We start from the raw sequence: 19625 nt of genomic DNA on the forward strand, positions 1-19625 counted from the left end.
ATCGAACTGTCTAAACTCTTATATAAGACATAAGACTTGAAGAAGTCTTAAAGGTCCTCAAATTTTGAAGTACTTGTTTAACTTAGGGAGAAAAACATGGCAGATCGCAAAGCAGAAATCGCAGCATTACAAAAAGACTGGGATACCAATCCACGCTGGAAAGGCATTACTCGTGGTTACACGGCTGAGGACGTAGTGCGTCTTCGTGGTTCATTGAAGATTGAGCACACCTTAGCTAAGCATGGCGCTGAACGTCTCTGGGAATTGGTAAACAACGAAGCTTACGTTAACTGTTTAGGTGCCTTGACTGGTGGTCAAGCAATGCAGCAGGTTAAAGCAGGTGTACAAGCAATTTACTTATCTGGTTGGCAGGTTGCTGCTGACGGTAACTCATACGCAGCGATGTATCCAGACCAATCTTTGTATCCAGTAGATTCAGTTCCTAAAATGGTTGAGCGTATTAATAACTCATTCCAACGGGCTGATGAAATCCAAACAGCTAAAGGCATCAACAAAGGCGATGCTGGTTATATTGAATATTTTGCCCCAATCGTTGCTGACGCTGAAGCTGGTTTCGGTGGTGTATTGAATGCATTTGAATTAAGCAAAGCATTGATTAAGCAAGGTGCTGCTGGCGTTCACTTCGAAGACCAATTGTCATCTGTTAAGAAGTGCGGTCACTTGGGTGGCAAAGTATTGTTGCCTACTGCTGAATCAGTTCAGAAATTGATCTCTGCACGTTTGGCTGCTGACGTTATGGGCGTTTCCACTATCATTTTGGCTCGTACAGATGCAGAAGCTGCTGACTTATTGACGTCTGACTACGATGCAAACGATAAGCCATTCTTGACAGGTGAGCGCACCCCAGAGGGTTTCTACAAAACACGTAAGGGCTTGGATCAAGCGATCTCACGTGGTTTAGCTTACGCTGCATACGCTGATATGGTTTGGTGTGAAACTGGTACGCCGGACCTTGACTTTGCTCGTCAGTTTGCCGAGGCAATTCGTGCGAAGTTCCCAGGCAAGATGTTGGCCTACAACTGCTCACCATCCTTCAACTGGAAGAAAAACTTGGACGATGCAACGATTGCTAAATTCCAACGTGAATTAGGAGCAATGGGTTACAAGTATCAGTTCATCACATTGGCTGGTATCCACTCTATGTGGTACAACATGTTCGACTTGGCTCAAGACTACATGCAGCGCGGTATGACTGCATACATCGAGAAAGTACAAGAGCCAGAATTCGCTGCTCGTGACCGTGGTTACACATTCGTTTCACATCAGCAAGAAGTTGGTACTGGCTATTTCGACGATGTAACTACCGTTATTCAAGGTGGTAAGTCTTCTGTAACGGCATTGACTGGTTCTACTGAAGAAGAGCAGTTCCATTAAGCCTTAATAGATCCCTAAGTAGTTAGTAGTAAGCAGTAATACACCAATACTGCCGCGGCACCTAAATGACCCCACAAGGGTGACTTAGGTGCCGTTTTCGTTTACATTCTTCCCATGACCAATTGCGTACTTTGTAAAGACGAACTGAAGCCCGAAGAAGGGCAGCTTATTTGGCGCGGAGATGACTGCCGTGTCATTCTGGTAAACGACCCTGATCTGCCTGGTTTCTGCAGAGTGATTTGGAATCGACACGTAGCCGAAATGACCGATCTCAGTCATGGTGAGCGCGACCACTTGATGACTTTGGTATTTGCTGTTGAAGAGGCAATACGCCATGTCATGCATCCAGATAAGGTCAATATCGCCGCCCTAGGCAATATGGTTCCTCACATTCACTGGCATGTCATCCCCAGATTTAAGGATGATGCTTTCTTTCCGGGTTCAGCTTGGTCCAAGAAAACCCAAGAAACACAACCGACTGTGCTGGATGCCAGAAGAGGTAAAGCCCAAGAACTGCTTGTAGCCATTAAGGCTGCAATTGCTAATCTATCTTAAGGATTTAATGCGTAAGTTATTTTTTGTTTCTTTAATACTTGTAGCCAATGTATTGTCGGTTGGTTTTGTCAATTCAGCTGAGATTCAAGTAATTACTTCAGGTGCTTTTGCAGAGGCGCTAAAAGATCTAGCACCAGAGTATGAAAAGCAATCTCCTAACAAAGTGATTATTTCTTATGGCTCATCTATGGGATCTGCACCAGATTCCATTCCCTCTAGATTGGCCAAGGGCGAGAAATTTGATGTGCTTATTTTGGCTGCACCTGCCTTAGACGGGTTTATTAAAAACGGAGTAGTTCAGCCTGGGACTAGGGTGGATCTAGTGGAATCGGTCATGGGCGCAGTAGTAAAGACTGGCGCACCAAAGCCAGATATAAGTACTATGAGTGGCCTCAAGGCTGCCTTGCTCAACGCTAAATCAGTTGCCTATTCAGCCAGCGCTAGCGGCATTTATTTGTCTACAGAGCTTTTCCCAAAAATGGGTATTTCTGAGCAGATGGATAAAACCGCAAGAAAAATATATAGCGAAAGAGTTGCTTCAGTTGTCGCCAGGGGAGATGCGGATCTGGGCTTTCAGCAAGTAAGTGAGTTGCTTCCGATTCCTGGCGTAACCTTTATTGGTGAGTTGCCTCAAGAAGCGCAAAAGACAGTGCTATTTTCTGCGGGCATTACGAACAATGCTCAAAATGTAAATGCTTCAAAAGATTTAATTATGTTCTTAGCATCAACAAAGGCGGCGCCAACTATTCAAAAAGCGGGATTGAAGCCGGTATTGCCGACATTACCTTGGTAGGATAAATAGGAAAACAAGATGAAGCTATTTTCGAGAGTTGTTCCGGTTGCCTTTTCCTTTTTGGTGCTTAGCTCGGCATTTGCAGCTGATCCTTGGCCAAATCACCCCATTAAATTTGTTGTTGGGTTTGGTCCTGGTGGTGCTAACGATACGGTTGCAAGGGTGGTTGCTGAAGCGGCCTCAAAGCAATTGGGTCAATCCATCATTGTTGAGAATAAGCCAGGTGCTGGTTCTGTATTGGGCGCAGACTTTGTAGCAAAGAGCGAGCCAGATGGTTACACCTTCTTTGTTAGCGCCGGTGGAATCATTACTAACCCAATGATTAAGTCATCCATGCCATACAAGGAGGGTGATTTAGTACCAGTTGGATTGCTTGCAATAAGCCCATCCATTATTGTTGTCTCAGCAGATTCAAAAATTAATAGCATGAAGGATCTTTTGGTATTGGCCAAAGATCCAAAAGGCCTTAACTTCTCTACAGCTGGTACCGGCAGCACTCCACACTTTGTCGCGGAAATGTTGAAGGTGAAAGCAGGCGGTAAATATGAAATCATTCCCTACAAGAGTGGTTCCGAAGGAATGGTGGCCGTTATCTCTAATCAAGTAGATGCCACATCAGAAGCGAGTGTTGTAGTGATTCCGCAAATCCAAGGCGGCAAATTAAAAGCAATTGCTTCCACATGGAATAAAAGAATTGCCGCTCTGCCTGATGTTCCAACAACCAAAGAGCAGGGATACCCAGAAGTTTTCATTGGCCACTGGGCAGGTGTCTTTGCGCCTAAAGGAACGCCTGATGCTATTTTGGAGAAAATGAATCAGGCGATTAACGCGGGCCTAAAGACCGCTGCTGTTCAAAGCCGCTTAACACCACAGGGCATTGAGCCATCACCTGGAACGAGAGCCTCGTTTACGAAATTCCTCGCAGATGAGAAAGCAAGGCTAGAGCCTATTGTGAAGCGCGCCAGCATGAAAGAGGATTAAACCAATTTCTTAAGGGCTTCGAGATATTTCTCGGGATTAAGTGGTTGGGCTTCACGCTGCGCTTCCCACATCACTTGCCCGAGGCATTCCATCATGAGGTGTTGTGCCTCATGCATTGAACCTAGTTTTTGTGAAAGCTTATCTGCAATCTCTTTAATCCCGGGTGGCTGATTGATTGAGATCTGCTCGCTGATCGACAGATGCATTGACAGATGCAGGAATGGGTTGGTTTCGCCACGCTCTGGTGTGTAGTCTTGTCCTAAAGCGCCTTCTGGGTCTGCCAGGAGGTCGTGATATTCGGGATGCTCAACCATCCAGTCACTCGCGAGCGTCTCCATCGAATCAAGAATCTGATTCTCGGTCTTCTTTTTCCAGGTGTCACAGAAAAAGCGCCGTACTTCTTCACGAGTTGGGTTAAATATCGCCACGTACTTTGCCTTTGCCTGTTTTTTGTTTGAAGCCACATAGAGGCTCTACGATGCATTGTGCGCAATCAGGATTGCGTGCCTTGCAAGTATATCTACCATGCAAAATTAGCCAATGATGAGCGTCTAATAGGTATTCCTTGGGTACGCGCTTAAGCAATTGCTGCTCAACCTTGAGAACATCCTTGCCTGGTGCTAGGCCTGTTCGGTTAGACACTCTAAAAATATGAGTATCAACAGCCATAGCGATTTGTCCAAAGGCAGTATTGAGGATGACATTAGCTGTTTTTCTGCCAACGCCTGGAAGGGCTTCTAATTCTTCGCGGGTTTGAGGAACTTCTCCACCATGTTTTTCCAGGAGTAGTCGACAGGTCTCCTGAATATGTTTGCCTTTGGAGTTAAATAAGCCGATATGTTGAATGTAGGGTCTGACACCTTCCTCACCAAGATCTAGTAGGGCTTGCGGGGTATTGGCCACCTTAAATAGTTTACGCGTCCCTTTATTTACAGAAATATCAGTTGCTTGTGCGGATAGCAGTACTGCAATTAATAACTCAAATGGCGAGCTATATTCCAGTTCGGTTTCTGGCTTGGGGTTGTTGGCTTTGAGCTGCTCAAAAAAAGCACGACGCTTTTCTGGGTTCATCATTTCTTTTGTTGGGCTCTTGCGATAGCTGCAGCAATGATGGCGCGTTTGCGTTCTTGCTCTTTTAATTCATCAGCAGAGGAAGGAATTTCTGCATTAACCGCGGATAATTTGGCAGCAGCCTTTTTGGCTAAGCGATCATCATTATCTTTTTGCTCTCTATCAAGACGTTGTTCGCGGTCGTGATAACGCTGACGAGAAACATCGGCCAACTCCTCAGACCAGGCTTCCCAGCCAGTTTTATTGCCAGTGACATCAATCATGCTGATGCAATCGACTGGACACGGCGGAATGCAGAGGTCGCAGCCAGTGCACCACTCAGTCAATACCACATGCATCTGTTTGGATGCCCCAACGATCGCATCAACAGGGCACGCCTGAATACATAGAGTGCAGCCAATACACTTTTGAGGATCAATGAAAGCAACCGGCCTAGGGCGCTCAATTCCACACTCTGGATCAATGGTGGGGTGTAGCTCAAAGGCATCTTGAGGATAGATGGGTATCAGAACCTTACTCAAGCGCAAAATGCCCTCAATGCCACCAGGAGGGCATCGATTGGGTAGCGCATCGCCAGAGGCCATCGCCTCGGCATAGCCGCGGCAATCCGGATAGCCACACTTAGTGCATTGCGTTTGCGGAAGAATGTCCTCAAGTTGATCGATGAGGTTATTTGCTTGGCGCATGAAAATTGCTTGTGGAGATCTTCTTAAAATTAAAGGCTCCGTAGAGCCCTTAATTTATGCAGACTTAGTAGTCCGGGTAGCTGTTTTCTTCGTATTTTGATGCTCGCGAATAAACGTTTTGATTTTCGGATACACCTTCTCGCGCCAACGACGACCAGCAAAGATGCCGTAGTGACCAGCGCCAGCAACTTCATAGTGATCTTTGTTCTCTTTTGAGATGCCGGCACACAAAGCATGTGCTGAACGTGTTTGACCACTTCCAGAGATATCATCCAACTCGCCCTCAATAGTGAGCAGGGCAGTCTTTTTAATATCTTGAGGTTTTACGAGTTCGCCAGCAACTTCCCAAGTGCCGTTTGGCAATGAATAGTCTTGGAAAACAGTCTTGATAGTATCTAAGTAGAACTTAGAATCCAAATCCAACACCGCGTTGTACTCGTCGTAGAAGCGGATATGTGACTCCGCATCCTGTTCATCGCCGCGCACTAAGTTTTGGAAGTAATCCCAATGAGACTGCAAATGATTCTGTGGGTTCATGGCAATAAAGCCGGTGTGTTGCAAGAAGCCTGGGTATACACGACGGCCAGCGCCTGGATAGTTTGGCGGCACGTTATAAATCACGTGACTTTCAAACCACTCAAAAGACTTCTGATCAGCTAAGTTATTTACCGCAGTTGGTGACTTGCGTGCATCAATTGGGCCACCCATCATGATCATGGAGGCTGGAGTGGCTTCACCAGCTGATGCCATCAATGAGATTGCACCTAAAGTTGGAACAGTAGGTTGGCAAACTGAAATCACATGTAAGTCTTTTGCACCAATCGTGCGAATGAATTCTTGAACATAATGAACGTAGTCATCAAGACCAAACTCTCCATCTTCTACTGGCACCAATCTAGCATCGATCCAGTCGGTGATGTAAACCTTATGGTCTTGTAAGAGGGTGCGTACGGTGTCGCGTAACAAAGTGGCATGATGACCAGACATTGGAGCAACTACTAGTACGGCTGGATCTTCTTTGAGGCTCTTGATGGTTTCTACATCATCAGAAAAGCGCTTAAAACGAATCAGATTGCAGAAAGGTTTTGAGACGACTGTTCTCTCATGAATCGCAACTTCATGACCATGTGCTTTAACAGAGCGAATACCAAATTCCGGTTTTTTGTAATCTTTGCCTAGGCGATAGAGGAGTTCATAGCTGGCAGCTAATCGATCTGATCCCGGAACCTTAGACGCGGGATTGGAAGCATTGATAAAAGCTTCCGAAGCAGCGCGTGCCCATGAACTAACTGGTTGAAGTAAGGCTTTTTGAAATTCGTGTAACTGATATAGCATGGTACCTCCGGTAATTCAGTGTATCCGCTTATTACGCTTTAATTAAGCCAATACGCGGGCGATTGCTTTAGCCACTTTATCAATATTTTTGGTATTGAGGGCTGCAACACAAATGCGTCCAGTAGAAAGGGCATAAATGCCATCCTCTTTCTGTAAGCGCTCTACTTGCTCGGCCGTTAAGCCTGAGTAAGAAAACATGCCACGTTGCTTCTCGATAAAAGCGAAATCTTGCTTTACACCAGCAGCAGCGAGTTTTTGAACGAGACCTTGACGCATCGCTTTAATACGATCGCGCATTTCTGCCAACTCATCTTCCCAGAGCTTACGTAATTCTGGTGAATTCAAAACAGCAGCCGCAATTGCAGCACCATGAGTTGGAGGGTTGGAATAGTTGGTGCGAATCACGCGCTTTAATTGTGAAAGCACGCGAGTGGATTCATCTTTACTTTGTGTCACGATAGACAAGGCGCCAACACGCTCACCATAAAGTGAGAATGATTTAGAGAAAGAGCTTGATACAAAGAAAGACATGCCTGAGTCAGCAAAGAGACGAACTGCAATGCCGTCTTTTTCAATCCCATCAGCAAAGCCTTGGTAAGCCATATCTAAGAAGGGGATCAAGCCTTTGTTCTTGCAGATATCAATTACCTGACGCCATTGCGCTTCAGTAATATCTGCACCGGTTGGGTTGTGGCAGCAAGCGTGCAACAAAACAGTTGTGTTCTTTGGGAAAGACTCTAAAGACTTCACCATGCCATCAAAATCTACGCCACGGGTTTTGCCATCAAAGTAGGTGTACTCAACCACTTCAAAGCCAGCGGATTCAAAAATACCGCGATGATTTTCCCAGGTCGGATTGCTGATGGCGCACGGTGCGTTTAAGTTCAGGCGTTTAATAAAGTCAGCACCAACGCGTAATGCGCCTGTGCCACCAAGACACTCAGCTGTTACAACTCGGCCATCCTTAATAAGTGCAGACTCAGCACCAAACAATAAGTTTTGCACTGCGCTGTTGTATGGATTTGGACCTTCGATTGGGATGTAGCTGCGTGGTGAGTGCTTTGCAACAATCGCCTCTTCTGCTTTGATAACCGCTTTGAGAAGCGGAACTTTGCCTTCGTCTGTGTAATACACGCCAACACCTAAATTCACTTTGTCAGCACGCTGGTCTGCAACATAGGCTTCTGTGAGGCCAAAAATAGGATCTTTAGGGGCTAATTGAACTGAGGCAAACAGGGTCATTTGAGGTCGAAAGTGAGGGTTAGGGGGTAATTAAGGGCGGTTTTGCTTGTAATTGACGTTAGATTCAGTTTAATTGTCGGTTTTTGAGGCCAGAATCAACTATTTCCTAAGAAAAACGGCAAAATCATTGTTTGTACAAAATTCTCTGTGAAGAAGTCTCACAGGTGAAATGATAGCCGAGATGCCCTCTAAGTTGCCTAAAACTGGTCCAAATTCTGAAGTAAAAGTGGTAAATAAAAGCCCTGCAGCAGATCCGTTGGGCGAGGCTGGCCACGACCTCGATCCGACCAAGTTTGTCACCTTCCCGGACTCCCCCTATTTCCTTTATCAGCCATTTGCCCCCGCTGGAGACCAACCCCAAGCGATTGATGCCCTGGTTGAGGGTATTGAGGATGGACTGACCTTTCAGACGCTTCTCGGTGTGACTGGGTCTGGAAAGACCTTCACGATGGCCAATGTCATTGCTAGAACAGGCCGTCCAGCCATCATTTTTGCCCCTAATAAGACCTTGGCGGCCCAGCTTTATAGCGAATTTAGGGAGTTTTTCCCTAAAAATGCAGTTGAGTACTTTGTAAGTTATTACGACTATTACCAGCCAGAGGCTTATGTTCCTCAGCGTGACCTCTTTATTGAAAAAGACTCTTCCATTAATGAGCACATCGAGCAGATGCGTTTGTCAGCAACAAAGAGTTTGTTAGAGCGTCGTGACGTCATCATCGTTGCAACCGTATCAGCAATTTACGGTATTGGTAATCCTGGCGACTATCACAGCATGGTGATGACTTTGCGTCCGGGTGACAAGATGAGTCAGCGTGATATTTTGATGCGCCTCATTGCGATGCAGTATGACCGTAATGAAACAGATTTCAAGCGTGGTGTATTTAGAGTGCGCGGCGATACGATTGATATTTTCCCTGCTGAGCATAACGAGTTAGCAGTGCGCGTTGAACTGTTTGATGATGTGATTGAAAGTTTGCAATTCTTTGATCCTCTCACTGGCAAGATTCGTCAAAAGATTCCGCGCTTTACTGTGTACCCTAGTTCGCATTACGTTACGCCACGCGATACTGTTCTAAAAGCAATTGAAACGATTAAGACAGAGTTACGCAGTCGCTTGGATGAGTTTGTAAAAGACGGAAAGCTAGTGGAGGCGCAACGCCTAGAGCAACGTACGCGTTTTGATTTAGAGATGCTCAATGAGTTGGGTTTTTGTAAGGGGATTGAGAACTATTCCCGCCACCTCTCTGGGGCAGCCCCAGGCGAGGCACCACCTACACTGGTGGACTACCTGCCCAATGATGCCCTCATGTTCCTGGACGAGAGCCATGTCCTGATTGGGCAGCTCAATGCAATGTACAACGGGGATAAATCTCGTAAACATACCTTAGTGGAATTTGGTTTCCGCTTACCTTCGGCGATGGATAATCGTCCGCTCAAATTTACTGAGTTTGAAACCAAGATGCGTCAAACGATTTTTGTTTCAGCAACGCCTGCTGATTATGAGAAAGAGCATCAAGGTCAAGTGGTTGAGCAGGTTGCAAGACCAACGGGATTGGTGGATCCTGAGATTGAAGTGTTGCCAGCAAGTACGCAGGTTGATGATTTATTGGATCAAATTCATGCACGCGTCAAAGTGCATGAGCGAGTTCTAGTAACTGTATTGACCAAACGAATGGCTGAGCAATTAACAGACTATCTTTCCGATAATGGCGTCAAGGTACGTTATGTTCATTCAGATATCGATACAGTGGAGCGTGTCGAAATACTGCGTGACTTACGTTTGGGTGTCTTTGATGTTCTGGTTGGTATTAATTTATTGCGCGAAGGTTTAGATATTCCTGAGGTATCCCTGGTCGCAATTCTGGATGCTGATAAAGAAGGATTCTTGCGTTCAGAGCGCAGCTTGATTCAAACCATTGGTCGTGCTGCGCGTAACGTGCGCGGCAAAGCCATTTTGTATGCCGATCGAATCACGGACTCTATGAAGCGCGCAATGGGGGAGACCGAAAGACGGCGAACCAAGCAAATCGCCTTCAATAAGCTTCATGGTATTGAGCCTAAGGGCGTGAAAAAGCGCATCAAAGACATTATTGATGGTGTCTATGACGTCAAAGAGAAGCGCCAGGAGATGCAGGTCGAGCAGGAGCGGGCTCACTATGAAGATATGGGCGAGAAGGACCTAGCGGCTGAAATCAAGCGCCTGGAGAAGCAGATGAATGCTGAAGCCAAGAATTTAGAGTTTGAAAAGGCTGCTAGCACCCGGGATAGACTTACTAAGGTGAAAGAAATGGCTTTTGGGGCTAGGTCTAGGGACGCCGTCTAGGGGCTTAATCAGTTAATTCCTGACTTACAATGCGGTTTTTTGGGATAATTCCCGAGCAATTTGCTGGGGAATATGGTAAAGTTGAGTGGAATGGTCGGGTATTACCCGCCCGACTGTTAGCTGTCCATAACAATCCATTACCAAGGTGACATATGAGACTTACAACCAAAGGTCGTTTTGCAGTAACCGCAATGATTGATTTAGCCCTGCGTGAAACCCATGGCCCCGTAACTTTGGCCGGAATTAGCCAAAGACAAAAGATTTCCCTTTCTTACCTCGAGCAATTGTTTGGCAAATTACGCCGTTTCAATATCGTGGAGAGTACTCGTGGGCCTGGCGGTGGTTACACCCTAGCGCGACCATCTTCCGAAGTGAGTGTTGCTGACATTATTGTTGCAGTCGATGAGCCTCTCGATGCAACCCAATGTGGTGGCAAAGGTAACTGTCACACCGATGAAGAAAATCATGGTCGCTGCATGACTCATGATCTATGGAGCAATCTCAATTCCAAGATGGTTGAGTACCTCAGTTCCGTGAGCTTAAAAGACTTAGTTCAGCAACAAGAAGGGCGTGGCATTGTGATTCAAGATATGCGCCAAAAGAAAATTAAGGTTGAAAGCACTAAAGCAGATAAACCTGCTACAGCGCTTGCAGCTAAAAAAGAAGTAGCCCCTAAAGCGCCATTAATAAATTCAGTATTCAATTTGGCGCGACAGAGTTAATAACCACATTACCTATAAATAAGTAAATCATGAACGCACCACAAGCTTTGCCACAACAACCGGTTCCTATGTTTAGCCCTGAACACTTTCCTGTTTACATGGACTATTCATCTACTACGCCGATTGATCCTCGCGTGGTTGACAAAATGTTGCCTTATTTGCGCGAGCAGTTTGGCAATGCCGCTTCCCGTAGCCATGCTTATGGCTGGGCTGCAGAAGAGGCAGTGGAGTGGGCGCGTTCTGAAGTTGCTCAATTAGTGCATGCGGATCCAAGAGAAATTGTATTTACCAGTGGTGCTACAGAAAGCATTAACTTGGCCTTGAAAGGTGCTGCACATTTCTACAAAGATCGTGGCAATCACATCATCACCGTGAAGACTGAGCACAAAGCAACGTTGGATACATGTCGTGAGCTTGAGCGCGAAGGTTATGAAGTCACCTATTTAGATGTGCTACCGAATGGCTTGATTGATTTTGCGCAGCTTGAAGCTGCGATGAAGCCTGGCACGATTTTGGCTTCAGTGATGTATGTCAATAATGAAATCGGCGTAGTACAAGATATTCCTGCAATTGGCGACTTGTGCCGTTCACGTGGTGTGATTTTGCATGTGGATGCAGCGCAGGCAACTGGCAAAGTAGAAATTGATCTTGAAAAAGTCAAAGTTGATCTAATGAGTTTTTCTGCGCATAAGAGTTATGGCCCAAAAGGTATTGGCGCCTTGTTTGTGCGTCGTAAGCCGCGTATTCGTATTGAGGCTCAAATTCATGGTGGCGGTCACGAGCGCGGCATGCGCTCTGGAACCTTGGCTGTTCATCAGATCGTCGGCATGGGCGAAGCTTTCCGTATTGCCCGTATTGAAATGGCAGAAGAAAGCAAACGTATCCGTGCTTTGCGCGATCGCTTGTTAAATGGCTTGAAAGATATTGAAGAGGTCTATGTCAACGGCGATATGGACAATCGAGTTCCGCACAACCTGAACATTAGCTTTAATTATGTTGAAGGCGAATCTATGCTGATGGCATTGAAAGATTTAGCGATCTCTTCAGGTTCAGCATGTACTTCCGCCTCCTTAGAGCCATCTTATGTTTTACGTGCCCTAGGTCGCAATGATGAATTGGCACATAGCTCGATTCGTTTTACCTTGGGTCGCTTTACGACTGAAGAAGAAGTGGACTTCACTATTAAGTTAGTGAAAGAAAAGATTGCCAAGTTGCGTGAGTTATCTCCGCTCTGGGAGATGTACAAGGATGGAATCGACATCAGCACGATTCAATGGGCTGCACACTAAAACTAATACAAAGAAATTAAAGAGGAAATACCATGGCATATAGCGATAAGGTCATTGACCACTACGAAAATCCCCGCAACGTTGGTTCATTTGAGAAGGGTGATGATGCCGTAGGTACCGGCATGGTTGGCGCGCCTGCTTGTGGTGACGTTATGAAGTTGCAAATTCGCGTTAATGATCAAGGCGTCATCGAAGATGCCAAGTTCAAGACTTATGGTTGTGGTTCTGCGATCGCCTCATCTTCTTTGGTAACTGAGTGGGTTAAGGGCAAGACTTTGGATCAAGCGCTTGAGATTAAGAATTCACTGATCGCTGAAGAGTTGGCTTTACCACCAGTAAAGATTCACTGCTCCATCTTGGCTGAAGATGCCATTAAGGCAGCGGTAGCGGATTACAAAGAGAAGCATCCAGCGAAATAAAAGCTGAAATACAGAACAAAAAAATACGAAGTCAAAATTATGGCAATTACCTTAACCGACAAAGCAGCCGCACACGTAAACCGCAACCTAGAAAAGCGCGGTAAAGGTTGTGGCTTGCGCTTGGGCGTTCGCACAACCGGTTGTTCTGGTTTGGCTTATCAGCTGGAGTATGTTGACGAGCCTGCAGCTGAAGATCAAGTATTTGAGTCCAATGGTATTAAGGTATTTGTAGATCCAAAAAGTTTGGCTTACTTAGACGGTACGGAGCTAGACTTTGTGCGTGAGGGTTTGAACGAAGGGTTTAAGTTCCAAAATCCAAACGTAAAAGATGAGTGTGGTTGTGGCGAATCCTTCCGCGTCTGACGATTACTTTCGTTTCTTTGGATTTAATCAGCAATTCAATATAGATTTGCCTGCTCTAGAGCAGGCTTACCTTGCCATTCAAAAGGAAGTGCACCCTGACCGCCATGCGCGCGGGAGTGATGCAGACCAGCGTCTGGCTATGCAAATGGCAACTCTCGCCAATACTGCTTTGCAGACCCTGAAGAACCCGATTCAACGCGGCCTCTATATTTGCCAACTACATGGGGTTGATGCCAAGTTGGAAACGAATACTGCAATGCCTGCTGCTTTTCTGATGAAGCAGATGGAATGGCGTGAGAATTTGGATGAACAAGCAGAAGACTTGCCAGCACTTGAAGCTTTGATGGCTGAAGTGGAGCAATCGAAACAAGATACCCTTGCGGAAATTACTCAAGCCATTGACGGCGCTAAGAACTACCCGCGTGCCGCAGAGCTACTTCGCGGCCTACTATTTATCGATAAGTTTGCCATTGAGCTTGATGACACTATTGCAGCCTTAATCTAGCCCTCACTCAAGCTAAACTCATTACTTATGGCCTTATTACAAATTTCTGAACCCGGCAAGTCACTTGCGCCCCATCAACGCCGCATTGCTGTCGGTATCGATTTGGGTACTACTAATTCATTGGTAGCAATTGTGCGTGATGCTTTGCCTAAGGTGTTACCAGATTCACAAGGCCGTGAGTTGCTTCCCTCAGTTGTTCGCTATTTGCCAAATGGCAGAACACAAGCCGGCTTTGAGGCGCTTGAGAGCGTCGTAATTGACCCAAAGAACACCATTGTTTCGGTGAAGCGCTTTATGGGTCGTGGCTTGCTAGATGTAGAGAATATTGAAAGTGCTCCCTACGACTTTGTTGATCAGCCTGGCATGCTTAAGCTGAGAACGGTTGCTGGCGATAAGAGCCCAATCGAAGTCTCGGCAGAAATCTTGGCGCGTTTACGTCAACTGGCTGAAGATTCTGTGTCTGATGACATTGTTGGCGCTGTCATTACTGTCCCCGCATACTTTGACGATGCGCAGCGTCAGGCAACGAAAGATGCGGCAAAGTTGGCGGGTATTGAAGTATTGCGTTTATTGAATGAGCCTACTGCTGCTGCGATTGCATATGGATTGGATAACGCCTCCGAAGGTATCTATGCAGTCTACGACTTAGGTGGCGGCACATTTGATATCTCCATATTGCGCATGAGTCGTGGCGTCTTTGAAGTGCTCTCTACTGGCGGTGATTCTGCGCTGGGTGGTGATGACTTTGATCATCGTTTGTATTGCTGGGTGATTGAGCAAGCCAAGCTTCCGCCACTATCCATTCATGACCATCGAACACTCTTGCAAGCTTGTAAACATGCCAAAGAGTTGTTAAGCCACAACCCTCTAGCGCGAGTGCATGAGACTCTTGCGGATGGCACGGTAGTTAATGTTGGGGTTAGTCAGGCGCAGCTCTTCGAAATAACTCAAAATCTAGTTGCTAAGACCTTGATGGCTTGTAAAAAAGCTTTGCGTGATGCCGGCCTAAAGGCTGAAGATGTTAAGGGCGTAGTGATGGTGGGTGGCTCAACCCGTATGCCTAACGTGCAACGAGCGGTAGGCGAGTTGTTTGGTAGCAAACCATTGAATAACTTAAATCCTGATCAAGTAGTTGCACTGGGCGCAGCTATGCAGGCTGACTTGTTAGCAGGCAATCAAAGTAAAGATGATGAGTGGCTCTTATTGGATGTCATTCCTTTATCACTTGGTATTGAAACCATGGGTGGTTTGGTGGAAAAAATCATTCCGCGTAATACACCCATCCCAGTTGCTAGGGCACAGGATTTTACAACGTTTAAGGATGGTCAGACCGCCTTGGCAATTCAGGTGGTTCAGGGCGAGCGTGAGCTTGCACAGGACTGTCGCTCCTTAGGTAAGTTTGAGTTACGCGGTATCCCAGCAATGGCTGCAGGTGCAGCGCGTATTCGAGTAACCTTTCAGGTCGATGCTGATGGATTGCTCTCTGTTAGTGCTACCGAGCAAGGCTCTGGCGTAAAAGCATCGATTGATATCAAGCCTTCTTACGGTTTAACCGATGCAGAGATTACGCGCATGCTGCAAGACGGATTCTCATCTGCAAAAGAAGATTTACTTTCTAGGTCATTACGCGAAGAGCAAGTAAATGCACAGCGTTTGCTCGATGCTGTACAAACCGCATTAGCGAGCGATCGTACTTTACTGAGCACGGAAGAGCAGACAGAGGTTGATCAAGAGATGGCAACCCTACAAAAAATCTTAAATGAAGAAACCGATAGTGCGATTGTTCGTAAGGCGGTAGATCATGCTGCCAAAGCTACCGATGACTTTGCACAAAAGCGTATGAATGCCAGCATTCAAAAGGCTCTGTCTGGCAAAAATGTTGCTGAAATTTAAGTAAACAAAATACAAACCGAATACCCATAGAAAAGAATCATGACTCAAATCGTTGTACTACCGCATAGTGAATATTGTCCTGAAGGTGCAGTTGTTGAGGTTGCCCCAGGCACTTCGATTTGCGAAGCTTTGTTAGAGAATGACATTCCCATTGAGCATGCTTGCGATATGGTGTGCGCTTGTACTACTTGCCATGTGATCGTGAAAGAGGGCTTTAACAGCCTTAATCCTCCTGATGAGAATGAGGAAGACATGCTTGATCGTGCATGGGGGCTAAACCCACAGTCCCGTTTATCTTGCCAAGCTATCGTTGCCAAACATGATTTGGTGATTGAAATCCCTAAATATTCAATCAATCACGCCAAAGAGAACCACTAATGCACCAAAATAATGCATTAATGCCTACAATCATGCATCCCTAATACGGAGAGATTTCTGGCGGGACTAATATGAAGTTGTAGTTCATTCTTTAGGTAGTACCTCCAAAAAAAATCTTTTAAGCCATCCTTCGGGGTGGCTTTTTTCTTTTAGGGCGCGCCTAGCGCTTTGGTGGGGACGAGCTAGATTCACGAATAACCAAATTAACACTTGTTTTGATTTTTCTAGGAAGGTTATCCACACCTTTAATTTGGGAAATGAGGTGATTGGCCGCTTGCGCCCACATACCTATAGCATCTATATGGATGGTGCTCAGACTGGGTGTGATGTGTTGAGAAATTTCTAAGTCGTCAAATCCAACGATTGATAAGTCTCTTGGAATACGTAGGCCTTGCTTTTGAGCCTCAAGCAACGCTCCTAGGGCTAAGACGTCTTGACCGCAAATAATTGCAGTGATTTTGGGATTGTTGAGGAGCAATTTTTTTAATCCGAGACGCGCCTCATTTAAACCATAAGCACATTCCACTATCACATCGCTTTTGATCTGAATTTTCTTCTTAGTCAAAAGCTCGATAATCCCATCAACTCGTTCTCTAGCGCGATCATTGTGCGTAGTGATGCCTGCCAATATCCCAAAATGTTTATGTCCAAGAGAGAGTAGGTGCTGAACTCCGGGCTTGATCGCCTCTCGGTTATCAAAGCCGGAAGCATAACCGTTATAGGGTGCTGATAATGAGCCCACGTGTATATATGGAATATTGCGAGTTTTTAGAAGTTTTAATGCTTCGCGCCGCTGGCTAACGCCAAAGAGGGCAATGCCTTCAACGCCTCGAGTCAGTAAATTGGTTATTTGATTCGCTTCGATCTCGGGATCGTAGTTACTGCTTGCTACTAAAAGTTGATGCCCAGATTGATTTAGTTGACGTTGAAACTCTGCAAGCCCTTGTGCAAAAATTGCATTATCAAGGGTGGGAACAATTACGCCAATAGTTCCAGAGCGTTTAAGCATCAATGCGCGAGCCCCAGCATTGGGTATGTACCCCAATTTTTTAATAACACCGCTAATTTTTTCTTTTAGCTCAGCGCTAACTGCATCTGGATTATTTAAGGCTCTGGAGACGGTAGCGGTAGAAACTTTTGCTGCAGCCGCTACATGATCAATGGTGATAGAGCCTATTATATTTTTCATCAAAGTCTAAGGGAAAGCCCTAGTCAATTTAGGTTGGCGACGTTAATTTTGGAAGTAATTTATGGTTAGAATGAAAGCGCTTACATTTTATTCATTCTAAAAGGAATTGGAAATTTTTAGCAAGCTTTTATCCTTCTTTTTGTTCTGCGCGATTCTGCTGCTCGCTTGGTTTGGGTTGACAGAGTGGACTGGCACAATCTCGAGTGCTAGATTTCCATCGCCCACAGAAACCTGGAATTCTTTCAAGATTATTGCCTTGCAGGGTTATGGCAATGGCAAACTTCATCAGCATGTCTTACAAAGCGTGATCTTGGTTACCTCTGGATTTTTGGTTTCTTCCTCATTGGGAATCCTGCTTGGGATTTTGATGGGCGCGAATAAGAAAATTGAAGCCTTTATAAATCCAATATTTTTAACCTTGAGGCCAATACCCCCGTTGGCATGGATTCCCTTGGCTATTGTTTGGTTAGGGCTTGGTAACTCCGCTAAGGTGATGGTGATTTATGTAGCAGCCTTTGTGCCGGCAGTGATTAATAGCTTCACTGGTGTTAAATCAATAGAGATGCCGCAGCGAGAAGCTGCTGCTATGTTGGGTATTGGCCGTTTTGCTTACTATCGCGAAGTGTTAATTCCTGGCGCATTGCCGCTTATTTTCACTGGCTTACGCTTATCACTTCAGGCATCCTGGACCACTTTAGTTGCAGCGGAATTAGTCGGTGCAACTTTAGGTTTGGGGTCGATCCTAAATCAAGCGGCTCAAGATATTAATCCGGCAATGATTATGGTGGGCATGATTAGCGTAGCGATTTCTGGTTGGTTAATGACTCAGATATTGGCTAAGGCTGAGCGCTATGCCATGCCTTGGAGAGCGTAATGGCACGTCAAGAACGCTTAAATCAAGGTGAGTATTTATTGTGGACGGGACTAGGCATTGCTAGTTTTATTGGGATTTGGTATCTCTCGACGCTGCTGGGAGTCGTTCCAAAGCAGTTTCTTCCGTCGCCTCATGAAGTTTTTCTGAAGTTTATTCAACTGCTCAACGAGCCATTCTCTGGTTACACCTTGTTGGTTCATATTGCTTCCAGTTTTCAGCGCTTTTTATATGGATTCCTATTGGCAGTGGTGATTGGGGTGCCATTGGGGTTATTGATGGCTTTATCAAAGTATGCCAATCAACTAATCACACCATTTTTTGAAAGTATTCGCTTTGTTGCGCCAATTGCTTGGGTTCCATTTGCCGCTCTCTGGTTTGGAACCGGTATTGGCGGTCCGGTATTGGTGATTTTTATGGGGGCATTTCCTCCAGTCTTAATTAATACTTATCGCGGAGCAATTCACGTAGATAAAAAATACCTTGAAGCAGCCAGAATGCTTGGGTCGGGTAAGTTGCGTTTGATGACCGAAGTCCTATTTCCAGCGGCCATCCCATCCATCATTGCTGGCCTGCGGATATCTGCGGGCTTAGGTTGGCAATCCTTAGTTGGTGCTGAGCTTATTGTTGCATCTAGTGGTGTTGGTTACATGATGGTTAAAGGCCAGGCAAGTATTCAGACCGATATTGTGATGAGCGGCATGATTGCAATTGGTCTCATTGGTTTATTGATTGATGTGCTTTTAAGGCAGGCTGAAAAGTTCGCTGTTCACTATAGAGAAATTTGATTTATGGCAGATATTGTTTTCGATTCAGTAGAGCGCAGCTTTAAACAAGGCGGCAAAGAGTTTTTGGCCGTAGGCGGTGTTGACTTAACTGTTAAAGACAAAGAGTTTGTTGCGATCGTTGGCCCATCTGGTTGTGGAAAGACTACTTGCTTACGCATGGTAGCCGGCCTTGAAATGCCGAGCAAAGGGCAGGTACTTGTTGGTGGCAAAGAGGTAAAAGGTCCTGGACCAGACCGTGCAGTGGTATTCCAGCAATTCGCTTTATTTCCATGGAAAACAGTTCAGGAGAATATTGAGTTTGGCCTGAAATCCATGAGTATGAGTGCGACTGAAAAGCGAGATAAAACTGCCCGTTTAATTTCACTGATGGGTTTAGAGGGATATGAGCAGGCCTATCCTCATCAATTGTCTGGGGGTATGCAGCAACGCGTAGCGATTGCGCGCGCCTATGTCCTGGAGCCACAAGTACTTTTGATGGATGAGCCATTCGGCGCTTTGGATGCTCAAACTCGAGTGGTGATGCAGGAAGAACTTGTAAGGCTTGCTCGCAAAAATCCTAAAACTGTCTTATTTATCACCCACGCTGTTGAAGAGGCGGTGTATCTCGCAGATCGTGTCGTGGTGATGTCTAGGAGACCTGGTCTTATTCGAGATGTGATCGAGATTAAGCCCATTCGTGAAAAAGAAGGTTGGGACACACATACTCGTATTGAGGATGTCATGGATTTGAGCTCTTTTGTGCAGTTACGTAGTCAGATTTGGAAGTTGTTACGCGAACAAAACCTAGGTGTTGATCATTGATTCACTTTTGTAATGTCTAAAGGAGA

Annotated in this window: 21 protein-coding genes; 15 read left to right on the forward strand and 6 right to left on the reverse strand. The window is 45.7% G+C overall.

The features are described from left to right. Positions 1-96: 96 nt before the first annotated feature. The 4 genes from aceA to ICN20_RS06590 all read left to right on the forward strand — a co-directional run bounded on the left by aceA (position 97) and on the right by ICN20_RS06590 (position 3724). Positions 97-1395 carry an isocitrate lyase gene (aceA, locus tag ICN20_RS06575; protein ID WP_215359457.1) on the forward strand — a complete coding sequence of 433 codons (1299 nt, stop codon included), beginning with the start codon at positions 97-99 and terminating at the stop codon, positions 1393-1395. Positions 1396-1509: 114 nt separating this feature from the next. Beyond that, entirely contained in the window at positions 1510-1950 is a 441-nt protein-coding gene (locus ICN20_RS06580) for an HIT family protein (RefSeq protein ID WP_216238951.1), read from the forward strand. Positions 1951-1957: 7 nt separating this feature from the next. Beyond that, positions 1958-2743 (forward strand): substrate-binding domain-containing protein, encoded by a 786-nt coding sequence (locus ICN20_RS06585; protein ID WP_216238953.1) that lies wholly within the window; start codon positions 1958-1960, stop codon positions 2741-2743. Between the two features lie 18 nt (positions 2744-2761). Then, a complete protein-coding gene (locus ICN20_RS06590; RefSeq protein WP_216238955.1) occupies positions 2762-3724 on the forward strand; it encodes a tripartite tricarboxylate transporter substrate binding protein in 963 nt (320 codons plus the stop codon). On the opposite strand, the gene ICN20_RS06595 is transcribed toward ICN20_RS06590, so the two are convergent. Genes ICN20_RS06595 through ICN20_RS06615 form a run of 5 tightly spaced genes read right to left on the reverse strand, consistent with a single transcriptional unit; the run spans position 3721 to position 8058 of the window. Beyond that, on the reverse strand, positions 3721-4152 hold the full coding sequence (locus ICN20_RS06595) for a DUF1841 family protein (RefSeq protein WP_216238957.1): 432 nt from the start codon (positions 4150-4152) through the stop codon (positions 3721-3723). The two genes, ICN20_RS06590 and ICN20_RS06595, sit on opposite strands and share 4 nt — an antisense overlap. Continuing rightward, on the reverse strand, positions 4139-4795 hold the full coding sequence (gene nth, locus ICN20_RS06600) for an endonuclease III (RefSeq protein WP_216240339.1): 657 nt from the start codon (positions 4793-4795) through the stop codon (positions 4139-4141). Before nth ends, ICN20_RS06595 begins: the two co-directional genes overlap by 14 nt. After that, entirely contained in the window at positions 4795-5481 is a 687-nt protein-coding gene (gene rsxB / locus ICN20_RS06605) for an electron transport complex subunit RsxB (RefSeq protein WP_216238959.1), read from the reverse strand. Before rsxB ends, nth begins: the two co-directional genes overlap by 1 nt. A 54-nt stretch (positions 5482-5535) precedes the next feature. Beyond that, positions 5536-6816: a polyhydroxyalkanoate depolymerase gene (locus ICN20_RS06610; RefSeq protein ID WP_216238961.1), complete on the reverse strand. Its 1281-nt coding sequence runs from the start codon at positions 6814-6816 to the stop codon at positions 5536-5538. A gap of 42 nt (positions 6817-6858) precedes the next feature. Continuing rightward, entirely contained in the window at positions 6859-8058 is a 1200-nt protein-coding gene (locus ICN20_RS06615; protein WP_216238963.1) for an amino acid aminotransferase, read from the reverse strand. A gap of 181 nt (positions 8059-8239) precedes the next feature. Between ICN20_RS06615 and uvrB the strand changes: the two genes are divergently transcribed. The 8 genes from uvrB to fdx all read left to right on the forward strand — a co-directional run bounded on the left by uvrB (position 8240) and on the right by fdx (position 15950). Beyond that, the gene (gene uvrB, locus ICN20_RS06620) at positions 8240-10381 is read left to right on the forward strand and encodes an excinuclease ABC subunit UvrB (RefSeq protein ID WP_370624530.1); all 2142 of its coding nucleotides are present in this window, start codon (positions 8240-8242) and stop codon (positions 10379-10381) included. 152 nt (positions 10382-10533) lie between these two features. Continuing rightward, positions 10534-11103, forward strand: coding sequence for a Fe-S cluster assembly transcription factor (locus ICN20_RS06625; protein ID WP_216238964.1), 570 nt, complete (start codon positions 10534-10536; stop codon positions 11101-11103). Positions 11104-11132: 29 nt separating this feature from the next. Next, positions 11133-12392 carry an IscS subfamily cysteine desulfurase gene (locus tag ICN20_RS06630; protein ID WP_216238966.1) on the forward strand — a complete coding sequence of 420 codons (1260 nt, stop codon included), beginning with the start codon at positions 11133-11135 and terminating at the stop codon, positions 12390-12392. Between the two features lie 32 nt (positions 12393-12424). After that, positions 12425-12811 (forward strand): Fe-S cluster assembly scaffold IscU, encoded by a 387-nt coding sequence (gene iscU / locus ICN20_RS06635; protein ID WP_216238968.1) that lies wholly within the window; start codon positions 12425-12427, stop codon positions 12809-12811. 39 nt (positions 12812-12850) lie between these two features. Further along, positions 12851-13174 carry an iron-sulfur cluster assembly protein IscA gene (iscA, locus tag ICN20_RS06640; protein ID WP_012357505.1) on the forward strand — a complete coding sequence of 108 codons (324 nt, stop codon included), beginning with the start codon at positions 12851-12853 and terminating at the stop codon, positions 13172-13174. Next, positions 13140-13679 (forward strand): Fe-S protein assembly co-chaperone HscB, encoded by a 540-nt coding sequence (hscB, locus tag ICN20_RS06645; RefSeq protein WP_216860193.1) that lies wholly within the window; start codon positions 13140-13142, stop codon positions 13677-13679. The genes iscA and hscB overlap by 35 nt, the downstream gene beginning before the upstream one ends. 27 nt (positions 13680-13706) lie before the next feature. Further along, the gene (gene hscA / locus ICN20_RS06650) at positions 13707-15572 is read left to right on the forward strand and encodes a Fe-S protein assembly chaperone HscA (RefSeq protein ID WP_216238971.1); all 1866 of its coding nucleotides are present in this window, start codon (positions 13707-13709) and stop codon (positions 15570-15572) included. A gap of 39 nt (positions 15573-15611) precedes the next feature. Next, positions 15612-15950 (forward strand): ISC system 2Fe-2S type ferredoxin, encoded by a 339-nt coding sequence (gene fdx, locus ICN20_RS06655; RefSeq protein WP_216238973.1) that lies wholly within the window; start codon positions 15612-15614, stop codon positions 15948-15950. Between the two features lie 160 nt (positions 15951-16110). Here the strand turns inward: fdx and ICN20_RS06660 are convergent, their stop codons facing one another. Next, the gene (locus ICN20_RS06660; RefSeq protein ID WP_216238975.1) at positions 16111-17139 is read right to left on the reverse strand and encodes a LacI family DNA-binding transcriptional regulator; all 1029 of its coding nucleotides are present in this window, start codon (positions 17137-17139) and stop codon (positions 16111-16113) included. A gap of 106 nt (positions 17140-17245) precedes the next feature. On the opposite strand from ICN20_RS06660, the gene ICN20_RS06665 reads away from it, so the two are divergent. From ICN20_RS06665 to ICN20_RS06675, 3 genes are read left to right on the forward strand one after another with little or no spacing between them, the layout of a single operon-like run. Further along, entirely contained in the window at positions 17246-18013 is a 768-nt protein-coding gene (locus tag ICN20_RS06665; protein WP_216238978.1) for an ABC transporter permease, read from the forward strand. Further along, on the forward strand, positions 18013-18798 hold the full coding sequence (locus tag ICN20_RS06670) for an ABC transporter permease (RefSeq protein WP_216238980.1): 786 nt from the start codon (positions 18013-18015) through the stop codon (positions 18796-18798). Before ICN20_RS06665 ends, ICN20_RS06670 begins: the two co-directional genes overlap by 1 nt. A 3-nt stretch (positions 18799-18801) precedes the next feature. Continuing rightward, positions 18802-19599 carry an ABC transporter ATP-binding protein gene (locus ICN20_RS06675; protein ID WP_216238982.1) on the forward strand — a complete coding sequence of 266 codons (798 nt, stop codon included), beginning with the start codon at positions 18802-18804 and terminating at the stop codon, positions 19597-19599. Positions 19600-19625: the final 26 nt, after the last annotated feature.

Source organism: Polynucleobacter sp. JS-Polo-80-F4 (assembly GCF_018881965.1).
Lineage (GTDB): Bacteria > Pseudomonadota > Gammaproteobacteria > Burkholderiales > Burkholderiaceae > Polynucleobacter.